General features: G+C 67.2%; 18 protein-coding genes and 3 pseudogenes. 10 read left to right on the forward strand and 11 right to left on the reverse strand.

Annotated features, from left to right (window positions below):
* Window positions 1-211, forward strand: a pseudogene (locus tag ADBZ6I_RS08220) (transposase); the annotation flags it as partial.
* Window positions 212-234: 23 nt separating this feature from the next.
* Here ADBZ6I_RS08220 and ADBZ6I_RS08225 read toward each other — a convergent pair.
* A protein-coding gene (locus ADBZ6I_RS08225; protein ID WP_526382685.1) for an IS3 family transposase occupies window positions 235-1520 on the reverse strand; the annotation gives its coding sequence in 2 pieces (ribosomal slippage) (window positions 235-1238 and window positions 1238-1520; 1287 coding nt in all).
* 137 nt (window positions 1521-1657) lie between these two features.
* Here ADBZ6I_RS08225 and ADBZ6I_RS08230 point away from each other — a divergent pair.
* The 5 genes from ADBZ6I_RS08230 (at window position 1658) to ADBZ6I_RS08250 (ending at window position 5551) form a co-directional block, all read left to right on the forward strand.
* Window positions 1658-2059, forward strand: a complete 402-nt coding sequence (locus ADBZ6I_RS08230; RefSeq protein ID WP_526382687.1) for a PAS domain-containing protein — start codon at window positions 1658-1660, stop codon at window positions 2057-2059.
* Window positions 2060-2203: 144 nt separating this feature from the next.
* The gene (locus tag ADBZ6I_RS08235; protein WP_526382689.1) at window positions 2204-4081 is read left to right on the forward strand and encodes a glycoside hydrolase family 2 protein; all 1878 of its coding nucleotides are present in this window, start codon (window positions 2204-2206) and stop codon (window positions 4079-4081) included.
* Between the two features lie 144 nt (window positions 4082-4225).
* Window positions 4226-4786, forward strand: coding sequence for a DUF4337 family protein (locus tag ADBZ6I_RS08240; RefSeq protein WP_526382691.1), 561 nt, complete (start codon window positions 4226-4228; stop codon window positions 4784-4786).
* Between the two features lie 123 nt (window positions 4787-4909).
* The gene (locus tag ADBZ6I_RS08245; RefSeq protein ID WP_526382693.1) at window positions 4910-5194 is read left to right on the forward strand and encodes a hypothetical protein; all 285 of its coding nucleotides are present in this window, start codon (window positions 4910-4912) and stop codon (window positions 5192-5194) included.
* A gap of 102 nt (window positions 5195-5296) precedes the next feature.
* On the forward strand, window positions 5297-5551 hold the full coding sequence (locus ADBZ6I_RS08250) for a hypothetical protein (RefSeq protein WP_526382695.1): 255 nt from the start codon (window positions 5297-5299) through the stop codon (window positions 5549-5551).
* A gap of 7 nt (window positions 5552-5558) precedes the next feature.
* Here the strand turns inward: ADBZ6I_RS08250 and ADBZ6I_RS08255 are convergent, their stop codons facing one another.
* Window positions 5559-6110, reverse strand: a complete 552-nt coding sequence (locus ADBZ6I_RS08255) for a DUF3060 domain-containing protein (RefSeq protein WP_526382697.1) — start codon at window positions 6108-6110, stop codon at window positions 5559-5561.
* Entirely contained in the window at window positions 6100-6747 is a 648-nt protein-coding gene (locus ADBZ6I_RS08260; protein ID WP_526382699.1) for a TetR/AcrR family transcriptional regulator, read from the reverse strand. The genes ADBZ6I_RS08255 and ADBZ6I_RS08260 overlap by 11 nt, the downstream gene beginning before the upstream one ends.
* Before the next feature lie 96 nt (window positions 6748-6843).
* Between ADBZ6I_RS08260 and ADBZ6I_RS08265 the strand changes: the two genes are divergently transcribed.
* The gene (locus ADBZ6I_RS08265) at window positions 6844-7848 is read left to right on the forward strand and encodes an oxygenase MpaB family protein (protein ID WP_526382701.1); all 1005 of its coding nucleotides are present in this window, start codon (window positions 6844-6846) and stop codon (window positions 7846-7848) included.
* A gap of 361 nt (window positions 7849-8209) precedes the next feature.
* Window positions 8210-9268, forward strand: coding sequence for a YncE family protein (locus tag ADBZ6I_RS08270; protein WP_526382703.1), 1059 nt, complete (start codon window positions 8210-8212; stop codon window positions 9266-9268).
* A 28-nt stretch (window positions 9269-9296) separates the two neighbouring features.
* Here the strand turns inward: ADBZ6I_RS08270 and ADBZ6I_RS08275 are convergent, their stop codons facing one another.
* The gene (locus tag ADBZ6I_RS08275) at window positions 9297-9614 is read right to left on the reverse strand and encodes a hypothetical protein (protein ID WP_526382705.1); all 318 of its coding nucleotides are present in this window, start codon (window positions 9612-9614) and stop codon (window positions 9297-9299) included.
* Between the two features lie 81 nt (window positions 9615-9695).
* Here ADBZ6I_RS08275 and ADBZ6I_RS08280 point away from each other — a divergent pair, with 81 nt between their 5' ends.
* Entirely contained in the window at window positions 9696-11321 is a 1626-nt protein-coding gene (locus tag ADBZ6I_RS08280; protein WP_526382707.1) for a long-chain fatty acid--CoA ligase, read from the forward strand.
* A 6-nt stretch (window positions 11322-11327) separates the two neighbouring features.
* On the opposite strand, the gene ADBZ6I_RS08285 is transcribed toward ADBZ6I_RS08280, so the two are convergent.
* Complete coding sequence (locus ADBZ6I_RS08285) at window positions 11328-12521, reverse strand: thiolase family protein (protein ID WP_526382709.1); 1194 nt, start codon at window positions 12519-12521, stop codon at window positions 11328-11330.
* An 18-nt stretch (window positions 12522-12539) separates the two neighbouring features.
* Between ADBZ6I_RS08285 and ADBZ6I_RS08290 the strand changes: the two genes are divergently transcribed.
* Window positions 12540-13604, forward strand: coding sequence for an NAD(P)H-dependent amine dehydrogenase family protein (locus ADBZ6I_RS08290; RefSeq protein ID WP_526382711.1), 1065 nt, complete (start codon window positions 12540-12542; stop codon window positions 13602-13604).
* A gap of 97 nt (window positions 13605-13701) precedes the next feature.
* On the opposite strand, the gene ADBZ6I_RS08295 is transcribed toward ADBZ6I_RS08290, so the two are convergent.
* The 6 genes and pseudogenes from ADBZ6I_RS08295 to ADBZ6I_RS08320 all read right to left on the reverse strand — a co-directional run.
* Entirely contained in the window at window positions 13702-14814 is a 1113-nt protein-coding gene (locus ADBZ6I_RS08295) for a CaiB/BaiF CoA transferase family protein (protein WP_526382713.1), read from the reverse strand.
* Window positions 14811-15029 (reverse strand): annotated as a pseudogene (locus ADBZ6I_RS08300) (aldehyde dehydrogenase family protein); the annotation flags it as partial. The pseudogene ADBZ6I_RS08300 and the gene ADBZ6I_RS08295, both read right to left, overlap by 4 nt.
* A 9-nt stretch (window positions 15030-15038) precedes the next feature.
* A pseudogene (locus ADBZ6I_RS08305) lies at window positions 15039-15113 on the reverse strand (efflux permease Rv1217c-related protein); the annotation flags it as partial.
* Window positions 15114-15162: 49 nt separating this feature from the next.
* A complete protein-coding gene (locus ADBZ6I_RS08310) occupies window positions 15163-16122 on the reverse strand; it encodes a patatin-like phospholipase family protein (protein WP_526382715.1) in 960 nt (319 codons plus the stop codon).
* A gap of 56 nt (window positions 16123-16178) precedes the next feature.
* Window positions 16179-16610: a lipoprotein LpqV gene (lpqV, locus tag ADBZ6I_RS08315; RefSeq protein WP_526382717.1), complete on the reverse strand. Its 432-nt coding sequence runs from the start codon at window positions 16608-16610 to the stop codon at window positions 16179-16181.
* A gap of 23 nt (window positions 16611-16633) precedes the next feature.
* Window positions 16634-16774: alpha/beta-hydrolase family protein (locus ADBZ6I_RS08320; protein ID WP_526382719.1), on the reverse strand; the 141-nt coding region annotated here is incomplete at its 5' end.

Raw genomic sequence — 16774 nt, forward strand, 5'->3', positions numbered from 1 at the left:
TGCGCCGCCTGCACGGTGCCCGAGGTCATCAGCTTCGCCCGCACCATCGAGACCTGGCAAGCCCCGATCATCGCCGCGATCCAGACCCGGGCTGACCAACGCCCGCACCGAGGGCTACAACCGCATGGTCAAGCACGTCGGGCGCATCGCGTTCGGCTTCCGCGACCCCGCCAACCAACGCCGCCGCGTGAGCTGTGACCCGTCCCGGTGAGTCCGGAGACTGCTCTCGTTGAATCACCCCGCCATTGTTGGGGTGCGTCTGTGATCGTAATGGAGCTTCTCGGCGGCTTCGGGGGTGAAATCGTCGAGGTACTCATGGGGCCGTTCGGTGTTGAACCACACCACCCATTCGGCCGTGGCGATCTCGACCTGGTTGACGTCGCGCCAGGGGCCTTGCCGGCGGATGAGTTCGTTCTTGAACGACCCGACGGTGGTCTCGGCCAGCGCGTTGTCCAGCGCGTCGCCGACCGAGCCAACCGAAGGGTCCACGCCTTCGTCGATGAGTCGTTGGGTGAACGCCACCGAGGTGTATTGGGCCCCGGCGTCGCTATGCGCGATTAGCCCCCGCAGGTCGGAGTTGCCTTCCTGGGCTCGGGTGAAGAAGGCATGCTCGAGGGCGTCGAGGACCAGGTCGGTGGTCATCGATCTGGCGGCCCGCCATCCGACGATCCGGCGACTGTAGGCGTCGATGACGAAGGCGACGTAGACGAATCCCATCCAGGTCGCCACATAGGTGAAGTCGGCCACCCACAACCGGTTTGGCGCCGGCGCGTAGAAGCGTCGGTCGACCAGATCGGGATAGCGCACATGACTGTCGTCGGCGACAGTGGTCTTGTGCTTGGAGCCGTACCGCGCACCCTCCCAACCGTTTTCGCCCATGATTCGCTCCACGGTGCAGCGGGCGACGTCATGGCCCTGGCCGCGTAGCCAGATCCACAGCTTTCGCGATCCCAGCGTCTGAACGAACTTCCCGGTCTTCTTGTCCTCGCGGGCCGCAGTGATGATCTCGACCAACTCCGCATCGCGCAGCTCACGACGCGTCGGGGCCTTGGCGATCCACTCGTAGTAGGTCGACGGGCTGATCGGCACGCCATGCTCAGAAAGCACGGCACACATGGGCTCGACACCCCAGCGCAGTCCGGCCCCGCCGTCGGCGCCAGACACCTGCTGGTCCTTGTGTTCGGTGATGAAACGGATCACCGTCTCCCGGGCCGGTCGAGCTCGGCCCCGAAGAAAATCGCCGCTGCTTTCAAGATCTCATTGGCCCGACGCAACTCGGCGACCTGCTTGCGCAGCGCCTTGTTCTCCTCGGCCATCTGCGAAGTCACACCCGGACGCTGGCCGGTGTCGACCTCCGCACGGCGGATCCAGGTCCGCAGCGTCTCCGGGGTGCCGATCCCCAACATCCCCGCGACCGCGGTGATCGCCGCCCACTGCGACGGGTACTGCGGGCGCACCTCAGCGACCATGCGCACCGCCCGCTCTCGAAGCTCATCGGGGTACTTGCTGATACGTCCCATAACTCAGATCCTCCCAAGATCGGGAGTCTCCGGAAACGCCGGGACGTGTCACGCGGCTTTCGTCAGCAACTGACCGGACTACCGGGTTAGGGTTCTGCATCGGCCACGACGCCGATCGCGACGGCAGGAGAACGCCCATGGCTTCGTCACTGATTGACGCAATTGGTTCCGAGCGGGGTGGTCTGACCCTGTTGAAGTTGCTGGCAGACAACAGCTTTGATTCCATTCTGGTCACCGACGCGTCTGCCAAAGGTCGCATCGTCTACGCGAACAAGGCATTCAAGAAGCTCACCGGCTACGACCCGTCGGAGGTCATGGGCAAAGATCCGCGGATGCTCCAGGGTCCGGGCACCGACCGGAAAGTGATCGAACGGCTCGCCGCAACGCTGAAAGCCGGCGGACGGTTCGAGGGCCGGGCGGTCAACTACCGGAAAGACGGCACGCCGTTCATTATGAACTGGCGGATGTTCCCGCTGAAAGACGGCGGTCAGATCATCGCCTGGGTGGCCATCCAGCGCGAAGCACTGTCGGCCTCGTAGCGCGTCCCCAATTCCCCCACGCCCCCAATCCGACTGCGCTAGCCTGCCCCGGCAAGTAGTGACTTCCTGTAGCAGACCGGGTCGTTTTTGCGTTGAAGCAAAACCTGCACGCCTCGGGCGGTCCTCGCTCGGAGGTGGCAGTCAGTGGGGAAGTCAATCAGTCGTCTGGCAGCGGTGCTGCTCACCCTGTTCGCCCTGACCCTCACCGCCCACGGCCCGGCAAACGCCGAACAACTCTGGCGCGCCAAACCCGCACTGCTGCCCACGACATGGACCGCCAAGGTCGGCCCCGACAACGCCCTGCCCGAATACCCGCGCCCGCAGATGGTCCGTAAGGACTGGCTCAACCTCAACGGCGTGTGGGATTACGTCGGCCGCTCCGGGCCGGCCGTCTTCGCCCCGCCCCCGCCGGCCGGCGGGTACTTCGAGAAGATCCTCGTCCCGTACCCCACCGAGTCGTCGCTGTCGGGCATCGGCCGCCACGACGAGCAGATGTGGTACCAGAAGAACTTCACCGTGCCGAAGGACTGGAACGGCCAACGCGTCTTGCTGCACTTCGGTGCGGTCGATCAGATCGCCACCGTGTGGGTCAACGACGTGCAGGTGGCCTACCACGAGGGCGGGTTCACCGCATTCAGCGCCGACATCACCGACGCGCTGAAACCCACCGGCAGCCAGCAGATCATCGTCCGCGCCCAGGACAACAACGAGGCCGGGCCATTCCCAGTGGGCAAGCAGCGCAACCACCCGGCCGGGCTGTTCTACACCGGCGCCTCGGGCATTTGGCAGACCGTCTGGGCCGAGCCGGTGCCGGCCGCGCGCATCGACAAACTCGACATCACCCCGGACCTCAACGGTCTCACCGTCACCCCGCGGACCTCCGGCACCACCAACGAACGCGCCACCGTCTACATCTCCGAGCCTGGCGGCCGGCTGGTTTCGGTCTCGTCGGCAGCGGCGGGGGAGACCATCCGCCTGCCCATCCGCACCCCCCGGCTGTGGACTCCGGACGATCCTTACCTCTACGACGTCAAGGTTGTGCTGACCACGCCGTCCGGCCACGTCCACGACGCCGTCGCCAGTTACTCCGGGCTGCGCACCGTCAGCACCGTCGCCGACATCCACGGCAACCCGCGCATCGCCCTCAACGGCCGCATCACCTTTTTGCACGGCCCGCTGGACCAGGGCTACTGGCCCGACGGCATCTACACCGCCCCCACCGACGACGCGTTGAAGTTCGACCTGGAGCGCATCAAAGAACTGGGGATGAACTTCGTGCGCAAGCACGCCAAGGTCGAACCGGCCCGCTGGTACTACTGGGCCGACAAGCTCGGACTGCTGGTGTGGCAGGACATGCCGTCACTGGACATCGCGCTGAGCAACCCGACCGGCCCGGCCCCCGACCCATCGCCGATCGCCAAGATGAACTTCGAGACCGAACTGCTGGCCATGATCGACCAGTTGCGCAGCGTCACCTCGATCATCGGCTGGGTGCCGTTCAACGAAGGGTGGGCGGAGTACGACACCGCTCGCATCGCCGGGATGGTCAAAGGCGCCGATCCGACCCGAATGGTCAACGCCAACAGCGGCGTCAACTGCTGCAAGTCGCGTGGGGACACCGGCGCCGGGGACGTATACGACGACCACACCTACGTCGGCCCCGGCCGCCCGCCACCGGTCCCGAATCGGGTGCGGGTCAACGGCGAATACGGCGGCCTGGGGCTGGCGATCGACAAGAACCGATGGCCCGGGCGCCCGATGTCCTATGAGATGGTCGACACCCACGCCCGGCTCACCGAGCGCTACGTGCAGGTAAGCCACGCGTTGGAAGACCTCGCCCGCAACGGCGGTCTATCCGGGGCGATCTACACCCAGATCACCGACGTCGAGAACGAGGTCAACGGGTTCTTCAGCTACGACAGACACGTTCCGAAGATGTCGATGTTCACTGTGGCCCAACGTAATCGGGCGGTGATCGCTGCGGGGTCAGCTGGCCAGGTACCGCCTGCCAACGGCCGCTGACCCACGCAGCGCCACCCTTCAACGACTACTTGTCGTTGTGCCCTGCGGCGCTGAGACGTCCGGTTCGGCCGGTGTTTCGACCGGCGCTAGCACGAGGTCGAGCACAAGATCAAGCACGACGACGGGCACCACGGCCTGGACAATGTGTCCAGCACCAACAAGAGGATGGCGCTGGTGATCGCCGTCCTGGCGCTGTTGCTGTCCTTCGCCGAGGCGGCGGGCAAAAGCGCGCAGACCACGGCGTTGAACGCCCAGATGGAAGCGTCCAATCTGTGGAGCTTCTACCAGGCCAAGAACATCCGTCGCACCAGCAATCTCATCGCCGTGGACCAGACCCAGCTCACGCTGGCCGGCGTCACCAGCCCCGAGCAGCGCGCCGCGATGGAGAAGCAGATGGAGGAGTGGAACCAGAACGCGGCCCGCTACAAGTCCGAGCCCGAGGCCGCCGACGGCAAGGGTGAGGGCACCGAAGAGTTGTCGCGGCGTGCGGGCGAAGCCGAGCACAATCGCGACGAGATGCTGGCCAAGTACCACAACTACGAATTCGCCTCTGCCGCTTTCCAAATCGGCATTGTGCTGGCCTCGGCCGCGGTGATCACCGGCCTGGCTGTGCCCGGCTTCATCGCCAGCGGTGTGGCACTGCTGGCCGGCGGAGCTTTCATGGTCCTCGGCCTGTTCGCGCCGCACCTGGTTCACCTCGGCTGACCGCACCGGGCTTCGCTCAGGTGTTGTCAGTAAACGGTTATGCATCTGTGTCTATGTTCCTGGCGAAATCACAGGTTGCCTCGCTAGCTTGAGCTATATCGAGTCGTCCCCCAGGAGGTCACGATGTTGCTCATCACGCTCTACGCAGTCATCGCACTGGTTCTCGTGCCACTCTTCTTCGTCGCCTCCCAGTGGGTGAACCATGACCACCTGCACCTGCGCCGCACCCGCTGGACATACGCATTGCTGGCGGGACTTTTCTGGCCTGTTCTCCTCATCGGCCTCGCCCAGTTCACCGCGCTGGTCGCCATGCGCCAGATGGCCGGCCGCAACGCCGGCCTCGCCGCGGATTCCACACTCGTAACGGGGCCGATCGGCGGTATCCGACCGTGGACAGCCGCCCATTAAGTATGAAATCGATGTGAACTCGACTTCAGACCGCGGGATTAGTGCCTAAAGGCCCTATCGTGGGGCACAAAGGGGGCACTAAGCGGAATCTAGGAGGTCGGCGTGACCGGCACCATCGTCTACGCGGGCGTGGCGTTGACCGTTACCGTCGCGATGTTCCTCGCCAGCGAGTGGATGCGTGAACCCGGGTCACCCGCGCCAGACAACCCCGGCCTATTCGCTGTCACTGCCGGATTGCTGTGGCCGATACTCCTGATCGCCGTGGTGCAGTGTGCGCTGTATTCCACGGTGCTCGCCCGGCTTCGCGCCCGCGATCGGCACCGGGCAGCTGCCCGGGTGCTGAACCGGACGGCGTAACCGCCCGCTAATCACGCCGCTCCAGGGTGTTGTCCACACCGAACTTGCTCAACTCCGGCTGACCGGAGCCGAACGTCACCACATTGCGTATCCCCGACACCTCGATCGCGTCGGCGGTGTCGATGGTCACCGTGTTCTCGACCCCGGAGACATTCACCCGGGTGCAGTGCCCGTTGAGCACCACGGTGTTGTTCACCCCGCTGACGCTGACGATGTTGTCGGCGCAGCTGATCGTGCGGTCGTTGCCCACCCCCGCCACGTCGACGACGCGCTCTCCCGGAGCGGCGGTGCTGGGAGCGTTCGGCCCAACCGGCGGACTGGGCGCCGAAGGACTGGGCGCCGAAGGACTGGGCGCCGAAGGACTGGGCGCGGAAGGCTGTTGCACCACCGTCCCGCCGCTGATCATCGGCGGTGGCGTCGGGCGGCCGGCCACCGGCTCGCTCGAACGCCCGGCCAGGATCATCCCGCCGCCGACCGCCAATACGACGGCCAGCAGCGCGAAGACGATCCAGCCCAACCGCAGCCCCGGACGCTGCGGTTCCTGCCCGTCAGCGGTCACGGGCCGCGGACTTCGCCGGATCGGGAAGGGCGGCACCGGCGCCGCGCAGCAGCATCCGCACCGCACGATCGACGACGGCGTCGAGATCGTCTCCGAGGGTCCCGGCCAGCCACTGCTGAGCCAACTCGGCCATCGCGCCGGCGTACATGGCCGCACCGACCTCCCACAGCAACCGGTCGGAGCCGGGGTCGGTGCGCCGCCCGGCACTGAGCACCAGTTCGCGCAGCTGATCCTGTGCCTTGGTCCGGCGCTCCGCCAGCACGGGGTTGGTGCGGGCTTCGGTGAACAGAATCCGGCCGCGCCGCGCGTCGGCGGAGCTGAACTCCAGCACCGCCCCGATCCCCGCGCGCAGCCGGGAGTGATCGTTGTCGGGTGCGGCGGCCATCGCCGCGGTCAGTCGTTGCGTGAGTTCGGCCCCGACCTCGTCGTACACCGCACCCAGCAACTGGTTGGTGTCGTCGAAGTTCTCGTAGAAGTAGCGGGAGTTCAACTCGCTGGCGCGGCAGACCGAGCGCACCGAGACCGCGGCGTCGCCGCCGTCGCCGAAGAGGTTGAACGCCGCGTCCACCAGTAGTGAGCGGCGTTCGGCGCGGCGATTGGTGGACGAGACCCCGGCCCATCGGGTGGCGCGCGACATCCCGCGAGGATATCCCGGGCCGGCGGCTGGAGCCGCTGTTCGCTGCTACTGTGGTCACAGGCGTTACCAGAATTCCCGAAGGGCTGGAATTTTCAGATGAAGCTGCTGCTGCCGCATCAGATCGTCGAGCACAAGGTCCGGTCCGACTTCAACCGGGACATCCGCAAGAAGTTCTTCCGGGGGCTGCAGTTCGACGGCCCGGAGGGTGATCCGGGCTGGTTCGGCCCCGATAGCGCGGTCTGGTACGTCCACTCACACACCACCGCGCTGATCTTCGGGCTGCAGTGCGCGGCGTTCATGGAACGGCTGGATCCCAGCATCTACTGGATGGGATCGGACCACTCGCGGGTGGTCGAGCGCGACGTCGACGGTATGCCCACCGGCCGGCTGGATCAGGACGGCGCTCAGCAGCGGCTGGCGCACTCGCTGGCGTTCTTCATCGGCACCGCCTACGGCTCCACCCAGACCGCCGAGAAGATGGCGACGATGGTCCGGGCCATGCACCACACGATCAAGGGCGTCCGGCCCGACGGCCTGCGCTACGACGCCGACGATCCCGAATGGCTGCGGTGGAACTACGCCACCGTCGTCTGGGGCATCGCCACCGCCCACGAGATGTACCACCCGATTCCGTTGCGCGACATCGACCGCTATTACGGCGAGTTCGTCCGCGTCGGCCATGCGCTGGGTGGCACCGATCTGCCCACCACCAAAGCCGAGACCCTCGCCTGCCTGCGCTCCTACCTGCCCAAGCTGGCCCTGACTCACGGCGCCGCGATGGCCACCGGTGCGGCGTTGGCCAACAACCCCGACGTGCCGCAGGCAGCGAAGTTCTTCGACTGGGCCATCCGCGACTCCATGCCGGAATGGGCCGCCGAGATGGTGTCCCACCGTCCGCCGCACCCCGTCGAATGGGCGGCGCGGCGCGCGGCGACCTGGGCGGCCATCAACGGCACCCAGGCGGCCATGGGCACGTTGCCCGAGTTCCGTCAGGCCAAGCAGCGGGTGGCCAACGGAACCCTGTGCGACCACACCGAGCCGTCCTACGTGCTGGGCAGCGACCCCGTGCGTGATCGCGGCACCGTCGAGCAGATGCTCTAGCGACGGATTTAGTGAAGCAAAACCGGCCAACCACCGGCCCGATGTGATGTGCGCCGCAATTCGTGCCGTTCTTGCGAAATCCATGAAGGTCGGGGTATTCGCAATCCGCTGCAATTGCCGTCCTCGGAAAAACGGTCACAAGCTGGGCTTTCGCTGCTCGAAAAAACCGTTTCGGCAACAGCCTGATAACGAATTCTCCGAGGGACTATTCGAGGAGTTTTAACGCACAACTGAAAACGAACGCAATTGGCTGTGTGTTGTGACGGCTACACTGGGTTCCGATCCCATTTGCGTCGTAACGCGAATTTTCCTGATTTTCACTAGGCCGGGCTCTTGTCTGGCCAACGGAGGTGAACGAACCATGGCACCCACGACGAGTGGTACCGCCCTTGCTGAGCGGCCCACCGACTGGCTGTCCACGCTGACCACGCCGCGGATTCCCGTCGCCAACGACGCGCTGCCTGCCGTCCGGGCTGACGGGCACCTGCAGCGGATCGTCCGTCCGGTCGCCGGCGTGGTCTCGGGCCTGATCGGTGCGGTCACCGACCTCGCGGTGACCCGTGACGGCCGCCGGCTGGTGGCGGCGCACTACGGGGACGACGCCGTGTCGGTGATCGACACCGCCACCCTGACCGTCACCGCGACGGTGGCCGACATCGCCGAGCCGTACGCGGTCGTCGCCGCCGACCGGGCCTACCTGCAGTCAGCGTCGCTGGCCAAGGACAGTGTGGTGGCCGTCGACCTGGAGGTCGGCACCGAACTGGCCGCTCGTGAAGTCGGGATCGGCGCCAGCGGGCTGGCGGCGGCCCCGGCGGGCGACATGCTCTACGTGGCGCGCTCGTTCGACGGAATCGTCGACATCGCCGCCGTGGACGTCGAGAGCGGCAAGGTCGTCGCGATCCCGGTGCTGCGGGCGCTCGACGCCTCGATCGACACCGTGCGGATCAACGCCGGCGGAACCCGGTTGTATGCCGCGCTCACCACCGCGGCGGGCGGCGCTCTGATCTGCGTCGACGTCCGGACCGGGCGGGTGCAGACGGTGTCCGTGGGCGGCACGATCGACGACATCGCCGTGCACGCCGACGACCGCCGGGTGTTCGTCACCGGCTGGGACGACGAGCTCGGTGCCGTCCTGCGCGTCGTGGACACCTCCACCGCGCGGGTGGTCCGCACCGCCGCTGTCGACGCCCTGCCGGTCAGCATGGTCGTCGCCGGCCCTGATGTGGTGCTGGCGCACGGCGACGGGATCACCGTGATCGACGTCGGCACCATGCGGACCGTCAACCGCATCGACATCCGCCGGCCGGTATCCTGCCTGGTGGTCAGCCCCGACGGAACCACCCTGTACGTCGGCGATTTCGACGGGGCGGTCACCGCGCTGGCGCTGCAGGCGTCGTCTCAGGCGCGCGCGGCCTCCTGATCTCACTCCGACGAGCTGGTCTGACAGTTCAGCGCTGGCTGCAGTCCAGCGACACCGAGATGGTCTGACTGGTGATTACAGGCACCAGCAGGTTGCCCTCGAACCGGCCCAGGCCGGGTCCCACGTAGGGCACCCACTGGGTGACGGTCTGCGGGTTGCGCACGCTGGTCACGACGCACTTGGACATCGGCCCGGTGCCGATCTTGTCGATCTGCACGGCGTAGCCCTGCTGCTGTAGGCGCTCGATGGTGTCCTGCGCGGACTCGTCGGCCCATGCCGACCCGGCCGGCCCGGCGAGAAGGCCGAGCGCGGCCGCCGCCGCGGCGAACATCGCGGTGCTGCGCATGGTGCCTCCCTGGGTTGGTGATTCACGCTATATGACCTATCGCCGCCGCCCGGCCCGGCGTTGCGACGATACGATCACGGGATGGACAGCACCATGCAGCACTTCCCGCTCACCGTGGCCCAGATTCTGCGGTACGCCGTCACCGTGCACGGCGACCGCTCCGTCACCACCGCAACCGGCGACGGATTCCGGCACGCCACCTACCGTGAGGTCGGCCAACGGGCCGCCCGGCTGGCCAACGCGTTACGCCGGGTCGGTATCGACGGCGACCAGCGGGTGGCCACCTTCATGTGGAACAACCAGGAGCATCTGGAGGCCTACGTCGCGATCCCGTCGATGGGCGCGGTGCTGCACACCCTCAACATCCGGCTGTTTCCCGAGCAAATCGAGTTCGTGGCCTACGAAGCCGAGGACCAGGTGGTCATCGTCGACGTGTCGCTGATTCCGATCCTCGCGCCGGTGCTTCCCCGGATGGAAACCGTGCACACCGTGATCGCGGTCGGCGACGGCGACCTCGGACCGCTGGAGGAGTCCGGCAAGCGGGTGCTGCGCTACGACGAGCTGCTGGCCGCGGAGTCCGATCAGTTCGAGTGGCCGGTGATCGACGAAAACTCGGCGGCGGCAATGTGTTACACCAGCGGCACCACCGGCCACCCGAAGGGCGTGGTGTACGGCCACCGCTCCAGTTACCTGCATTCGATGGCGGTGTGCAGCGGCAACGGGCTGGGACTGAGCTTTGACGATAAGGCGCTGTCGATCGTGCCGATGTTCCACGCCAACGCCTGGGGGTTGCCCTACGCGGCGCTGATGGCCGGGGCCGACCTGGTGCTGCCGGACCGGTTCATGGACGCCAAATCGATGGTGTACCTGATCGAAACGCAGCGTCCCACGGTGGCCGGCGCGGTTCCGACGATCTGGAACGACGTGATGCATTTCCTGGATCGCGAACCCGGGCACGACATCTCGTCGCTGCGGCTGGTGGCGTGCGGCGGCTCGGCGGTGCCGGTGTCGCTGATGCAGACCTTCGAAGACAAGCACGGCGTGCAGATCCGCCAGCTCTGGGGAATGACCGAGACGTCGCCGATGGCAACGCTGGCCTGGCCGGCCCCCGGCACTCCGCCAGAGAAGCACTGGCAGATCCGGGCTACCCAGGGGCGGCCGATCTGCGGCGTGGAGGCCCGCATCGTCGACGACAACGGCGCGGCGCTGCCCCATGACAACGAGGCTGTCGGCGAACTGGAGGTCCGCGGACCGTGGATCACCGGTTCCTACTACCGCGACACCGACCCCTCGAAGTTCGAGTCGGGCTGGCTGCGCACCGGTGACGTGGGGCGCATCGACTCGCAGGGATACATCACGCTGACCGACCGGGCCAAGGACGTCATCAAGTCCGGCGGCGAGTGGATCTCCTCGGTGGAGCTGGAGAACACCCTCATCGCCCATCCGCACGTGCGGGAGGCCGCGGTGGTCGGTGTTCCCGACGACCGCTGGCAGGAGCGTCCGCTGGCCGCCGTCGTACTGCAGGACGGCGCCGAGCTGACCCCGGCGGAATTGCGGGAGTTCCTGTCCGACAAGGTGGTTCGGTGGTGGCTGCCGGAACGCTGGACGTTCATCGACGAAATTCCGCGGACCAGCGTCGGCAAGTACGACAAGAAGACCATCCGGGCCCGCTACGCCGAGGGTGTCTACGAGGTGGTCACCCTCTAGCGTGGGTTAGCGCTCCGCACGCTGGTACGCAGTGACGACGGCCGCGCCGCCCAGGCCGATGTTGTGCTGGAGCGCGGCGGTGACGTTATCCACCTGACGCTTGTCGGCCGTGCCGCGCAACTGCCAGGTGAGCTCGCTGCACTGCGCCAATCCGGTCGCGCCCAGCGGGTGGCCCTTGGAGATCAGCCCGCCTGAGGGGTTGACCACCCAGCGGCCGCCGTAAGTGACATCGCCGGCGTCGATCAGCTTCGGAGCCTCGCCGGCACCGCACAGGGCCAGCGCCTCGTAGAGCAGCAGTTCGTTGGCCGAGAAGCAGTCGTGCAGCTCGATCACCTGGAAGTCCCGCGGGCCCAGCCCGCTCTGGTCGTAGACCTTCTGTGCGGCTTGGACATTCATGTCATAGCCGATGATGTTGCGCGCCGAGCCGTCGAAGGTGGAGGCGAAGTCGGTGGTCATCGCCTGCCCGACGATCTCCACCGCCTGGCCGGCCAGGCCGTGGGAATCGACGAACTCCTCGGAGGCCAGCACCACCGCCGCCGAACCGTCGGAGGTCGGCGAGCACTGCAGCTTGGTCACCGGGTCGGAGATCATCGGCGCGTTCATGATCTCCTCCAGCGAGTACTCTTTCTGGAACTGCGCGTACGGGTTGTTCACCGAATGCTTGTGGTTCTTGTAGCCGATCTTCGCGAAATGCTCGGCGGTGGCGCCGTATTCGCGCATGTATTCCCGGCCCGCTGCGGCGAACATCCACGGGGCCACCGGAAACGCCAACTCGTCGATCTCGGCGAGGGCCTTGATGTGCCGGCGCAGCGGCGACTCGCGGTCCTCGGCGCCGCCGCCGAGCGAACCGGGCTGCATCTTCTCGAAGCCCAGTGCCAGCACGCAGTCGGCCAGCCCGCCCCGGATGGACTGGGCGCCCAGGTACAGCGCGGTGGATCCGGTGGAGCAGTTGTTGTTGACATTGACGATCGGGATGCCCGTCATGCCCAGCTCGTAGAGCGCCCGCTGCCCGCAGGTGGAATCACCGCTGACGTATCCGACGAAGCCCTGCTCGATCGCGGTGTAGTCGACACCCGCGTCGGCCAGCGCCTTGGTGCCCGACTCGCGTGCCATCTCCGGGTAGTCCCAGCCCTCGCGTCGTCCGGGCTTCTCGAACTTGGTCATCCCGACCCCGACGACGAACACCCTGTTCTTTCCCATGTGGTCTAGTCTGCCGGTATGGCACTGCGAGTGGTGCAATGGGCCACTGGCTCAGTCGGCACGGCCGCTGTTCGGGCGGTGCTGGAGCATCCCGAGCTGGTACTGGCCGGCTGCTGGGTGCATTCGAAAGCCAAGTCCGGCAAAGATGTTGGCGAGATCATCGGCACCGATCCGTTGGGCGTCGTCGCCACCGACAGCGTCGAGGACATCCTGGCGATGGACGCCGACGCGGTGGTCTACGCGCCGCTGCTGCCCAACGCCGAGGAGGTGTGCGCGCTGCTGCGGTCGGGCAAGAACGTGGTGAGCCCGGTGGGCTGGTTCTACCCCACCGAGACCGAGGCCGCCCCGCTGCGGGCGGCGGCACTGGCCGGTAACGCCACCCTGCACGGCGCGGGCATCGGGCCGGGCGCGGCCACCGAACTGTTCCCGCTGCTGCTGTCGGTGATGTCCACCGGCATCACCCATCTGCGCGCCGAGGAGTTCTCCGATCTGCGCACCTACGGCGCCCCGGATGTGCTGCGGCACGTGATGGGCTTCGGCGGAACACCGGAGAAAGCGCTCGACGGGCCGATGCAGAAACTGCTCAACGGCGGGTTCTTCCAGTCGGTGCGGCTGATCGTCGACCGGCTGGGTTTCGCCGCCGAGCCGGTGATCCGCACCAGCCAGCAGGTGGCGGTGGCGGCGGCGCCCATCGACTCCCCGATCGGGGTGATCGTGCCCGGCGAGGTGGCTGGGCGCAGGTTCGTCTGGGACGCGGTGATGACCAACGTCGTCGTCGTGCGGGTGGCGGTCAACTGGCTGATGGGGGAGGAGAACCTGGACCCGCCGTGGACCTTCGGCCCGGCCGGGGAGCGCTACGAGATCGAGGTCCGCGGCCACCCCAACACGTTCGTGACGGTCAAGGGCTGGCAGCCTGAGACCGTCGAGGAAGGGCTGATCAGCAATCCCGGGGTGGTGGCCACCGCCGCGCATTGCGTCAACGCCATCCCCGCGACGTGTGCGGCCGAGCCGGGGGTCAAGGGGTTCTTCGACCTGCCGCCGCTGACCGGGCGGGCGGCGCCGCTGTTCGCGCGGCCGGGTTAGCGGCGGCTCACGCCCGGACAGTTGTCGCTCAGAGGCGGGCAACTATGTCAGTGGTTCTGGTGCTCAGTAGGGGCCCGGGTAACCGGTGCCACGGACGTCACTCTTGCTCCGCGAGACTCGGCGGTGCCAGGCGATAAGTCACCGGGGTGGCGGACAGTTCCACCGGGTTGGCGACCTGCGGGGTAGAGGTGCCGGGCACCGACACCACCGGTTCCAGACCCAGCCGGTCGGCGAAGGCGAACGCCTCGGCGAGATCGTTGATCGGGCCGGCGGGCACCCCGGCCTTGGTCAACACCTCATGCCAGTGGTCCGCACCGCGGGTGCGGAAGACCTGGCCGAGGATGCCGCACAGAGCCTCGCGATGAGCCACTCGGTCGGCATTGGATCCAAACCGGCTGTCGCTCAGAATCTCTGGAACTCCGAGTTGGCCGGCGATCGCCGCGAACTGCTTGTCATTGCCGACCGCCACCGCGATCGGCCGGTCGGCGGTGTCGAACGTCTCGTAGGGGGTGATGCTGGGATGGCGGTTGCCCATGATTCCGGGCACCGCGCCGGCCCCCAGATACCCGGAGGCCTGATTGACCATCGAGGACAGCAGCGCGGACAGCAGATTGGTGTCGACCCGCTGGCCTTCGCCGGTGCGATCCCGGTGGTGCAGTGCGGCCAGGATTCCGGACAGCGCATGCAGACCGGTCAGGACATCGACCAGTGCGACGCCCACCTTGGTCGGCGAACCGGGTGCCGGTCCGGTGACGCTCATCAGTCCGCCCACGGCTTGGACAAGCAGGTCGTAGCCGGGCAGCGCCGCGCCGCCGTCGCGCCCGAAACCCGTTATGGAGCAGTAGATCAAGTCGGGCTTGATGCGCCGCAGAGCCTCATAACCCAGGCCGAGGCGCTCCATGGTGCCGGGGCGGAAGTTCTCCACCACGATGTCGGCACCGGTGACCAGGTTCCGGGCCTTCTCCACCCCGGTGGGCGTGGACAGATCGACCGTCACCGACCGCTTGTTGCGATTGATCGCGTTGAAGTAGGTCGCCACACCCTGGGAGTCGTACGGCGGACCCCACGCGCGGGTGTCGTCACCGACGTCGGGACGCTCCACCTTGATCACCTCGGCGCCGTAGTCGCCCAGCAGCATGGTGGCGTAGGGGCCGGCCAGCACCCGGCTGAAGTCGACGACGACGACGCCGTCCAGGGCTCCCGGGCTCATGCCCCCGGTGCCCTACTGCCGATGTCGCCCGCGGGGGCTCCACCGCGCAGATACACCGTCGTGGTGTGGGTGAAGAACTCCCGCGCGGCGCCACCCTGCTCCTTGGGGCCCAGACTGCTCTTCTTGGCGCCGCCGAACGGCACATGCGGGTCCGCGCCGGCCGACTCGGAATTCACGTGCAGCACCCCCACGTCGATGCACTCCATGGCCTGCAGCGCCGACGGCGCAACGCGCACCGACTCGCCCGGTACCCGGGGAGTGTGGGTGAAGGGGCTGAGATCCTGTACCCACTGCGGCATACCGTCGACTGAGCACCCCAAGGCAGTCCCGCGACATCGATGACGGAGCTCACCCCAGTTCCTTCTCCCCACCGTCGAACTGGTCCAGCGCCTTCGCGGCGAGTTCGTGGCCCAAGTCGATGAGCTCGTTGGCACGGTGGAAGTCCAGACTGCGGCAGGCCGTGCGCGGAACCTCGATCAGTACGTCCGGGGGATAGGCGGCCATCTGGTGGCGGGCCAGCGCGGCCTGGGCGATGTCGATGGTGCGCATCATCACCGCGAAGCTGCGCAGCTTCGGAATCTGCATGGCCCGATCGGTGTCGACGAGGACCTCGTCGGCCACCTGCTCGTCGGCGTCGATGTCGGTGATGTCGAACGCGCCGGTGGTGCTGAACCGGTCGATCAGCGCCGTGGTGCTGCGCATCAACCGGTTCAGCCGTTCGCGGGTGGGCCGGACACCGGCTTCGTCGGAGACGTCGGCCTCCATTCCCGAGACGCTGACTGCGATGGTGAAGTCGGCGTTGGCGGCGGTGATCGGGGCGATCGGCAACGGATCGAGGATTCCGCCGTCGGCGAGCAGCCGGCCGTCGAGCATATGCGGGGCGATCACCCCGGGGATGGCGATCGACGCGCGAATCGCTTCGTCGAGGGGGCCGCGCTGCAACCACACCGAGCGGCCGGCAATCAGATCGGTGGTCACCGCGGTGTAGGGAATCGGCAGCTGCTCGATGGTGACCTTCCCCAGGATGTCGCGGACGGCGTCCAGGATCTTGCCGGCCCGGAACACCCCCGAAGCCGAGATGGACGGGTCGAGCAACCGGAGCATGGCCGGCCCCGTCAGGGTGGTTGCCCACTGGGTGAACTCCTCCAGTGAACCGGCCGCGTAGAGGCCGCCGACCAGGGCGCCCATCGACGATCCGGCGATGCCGACGACCTCGTAGCCCCTGCTGCGCAGTTCATTGAGGACACCGATATGTGCGTAACCGCGCGCGCCCCCACTGCCGAGCGCGAGAGCTACCCGTTTGGCCATGCGCCCATTGTGATCGGGGGTTCCGGGGGAGTTTCCGTCGGCCTGATTCAACCCGCTCAGCAGCCGCCGTCGGCGGCGGCCTTGACCGCGATGATGACCGCAGCCTGCTGGGCGGTATTCAGCTCCGCCCAGGTCTTGCGAAACGTCACTGGGCTGGGGTCGCCTGACTTCTGGACGTCCTGCAGCAGCGGCTCGACATGGTCGCGCGGATCGCCCCCTTTGGCGGTCAACAAATCCTTAGCGGCCAGACAGGACTGTCCGTACTGCTCCTCGGTGGACTGTGCCGGTTCGTCGATCCGGGTGGTCACCCCGCCCGGTGAGATCCCGATGGCCGGGCTGCCCGGCGTCGCGGCCTGCGGCTCGGACGACGGTGCGGGGGCGGCCGGGGTCGCCTGCTCGTCGGTGCGCGACGAGCAACCGGTCAGGACAAGAACGGCGCTTCCGATGACGGCGGCCCCGAACTGAACGCGATGTCGTGTGCTGAGCATGGCGATCAATCTATGCAACACCGTTACTGCGGGTAGTCCTGGGTGACCATGCCGCGCAGCTTCTCGGTCTTCTCCGGCGTCCAGCCCGCCGGCTTGAGCACCGCCGCCCAGGCGTTGACGACGTCCTTGACGTAGCGGTGCCCGTGGCCGTCGGGCACGTTGAC

Origin of the sequence: Mycobacterium sp., assembly GCF_044342925.1 — a bacterium.
In the GTDB taxonomy this organism is placed as follows: Bacteria; Actinomycetota; Actinomycetes; order Mycobacteriales; family Mycobacteriaceae; genus Mycobacterium.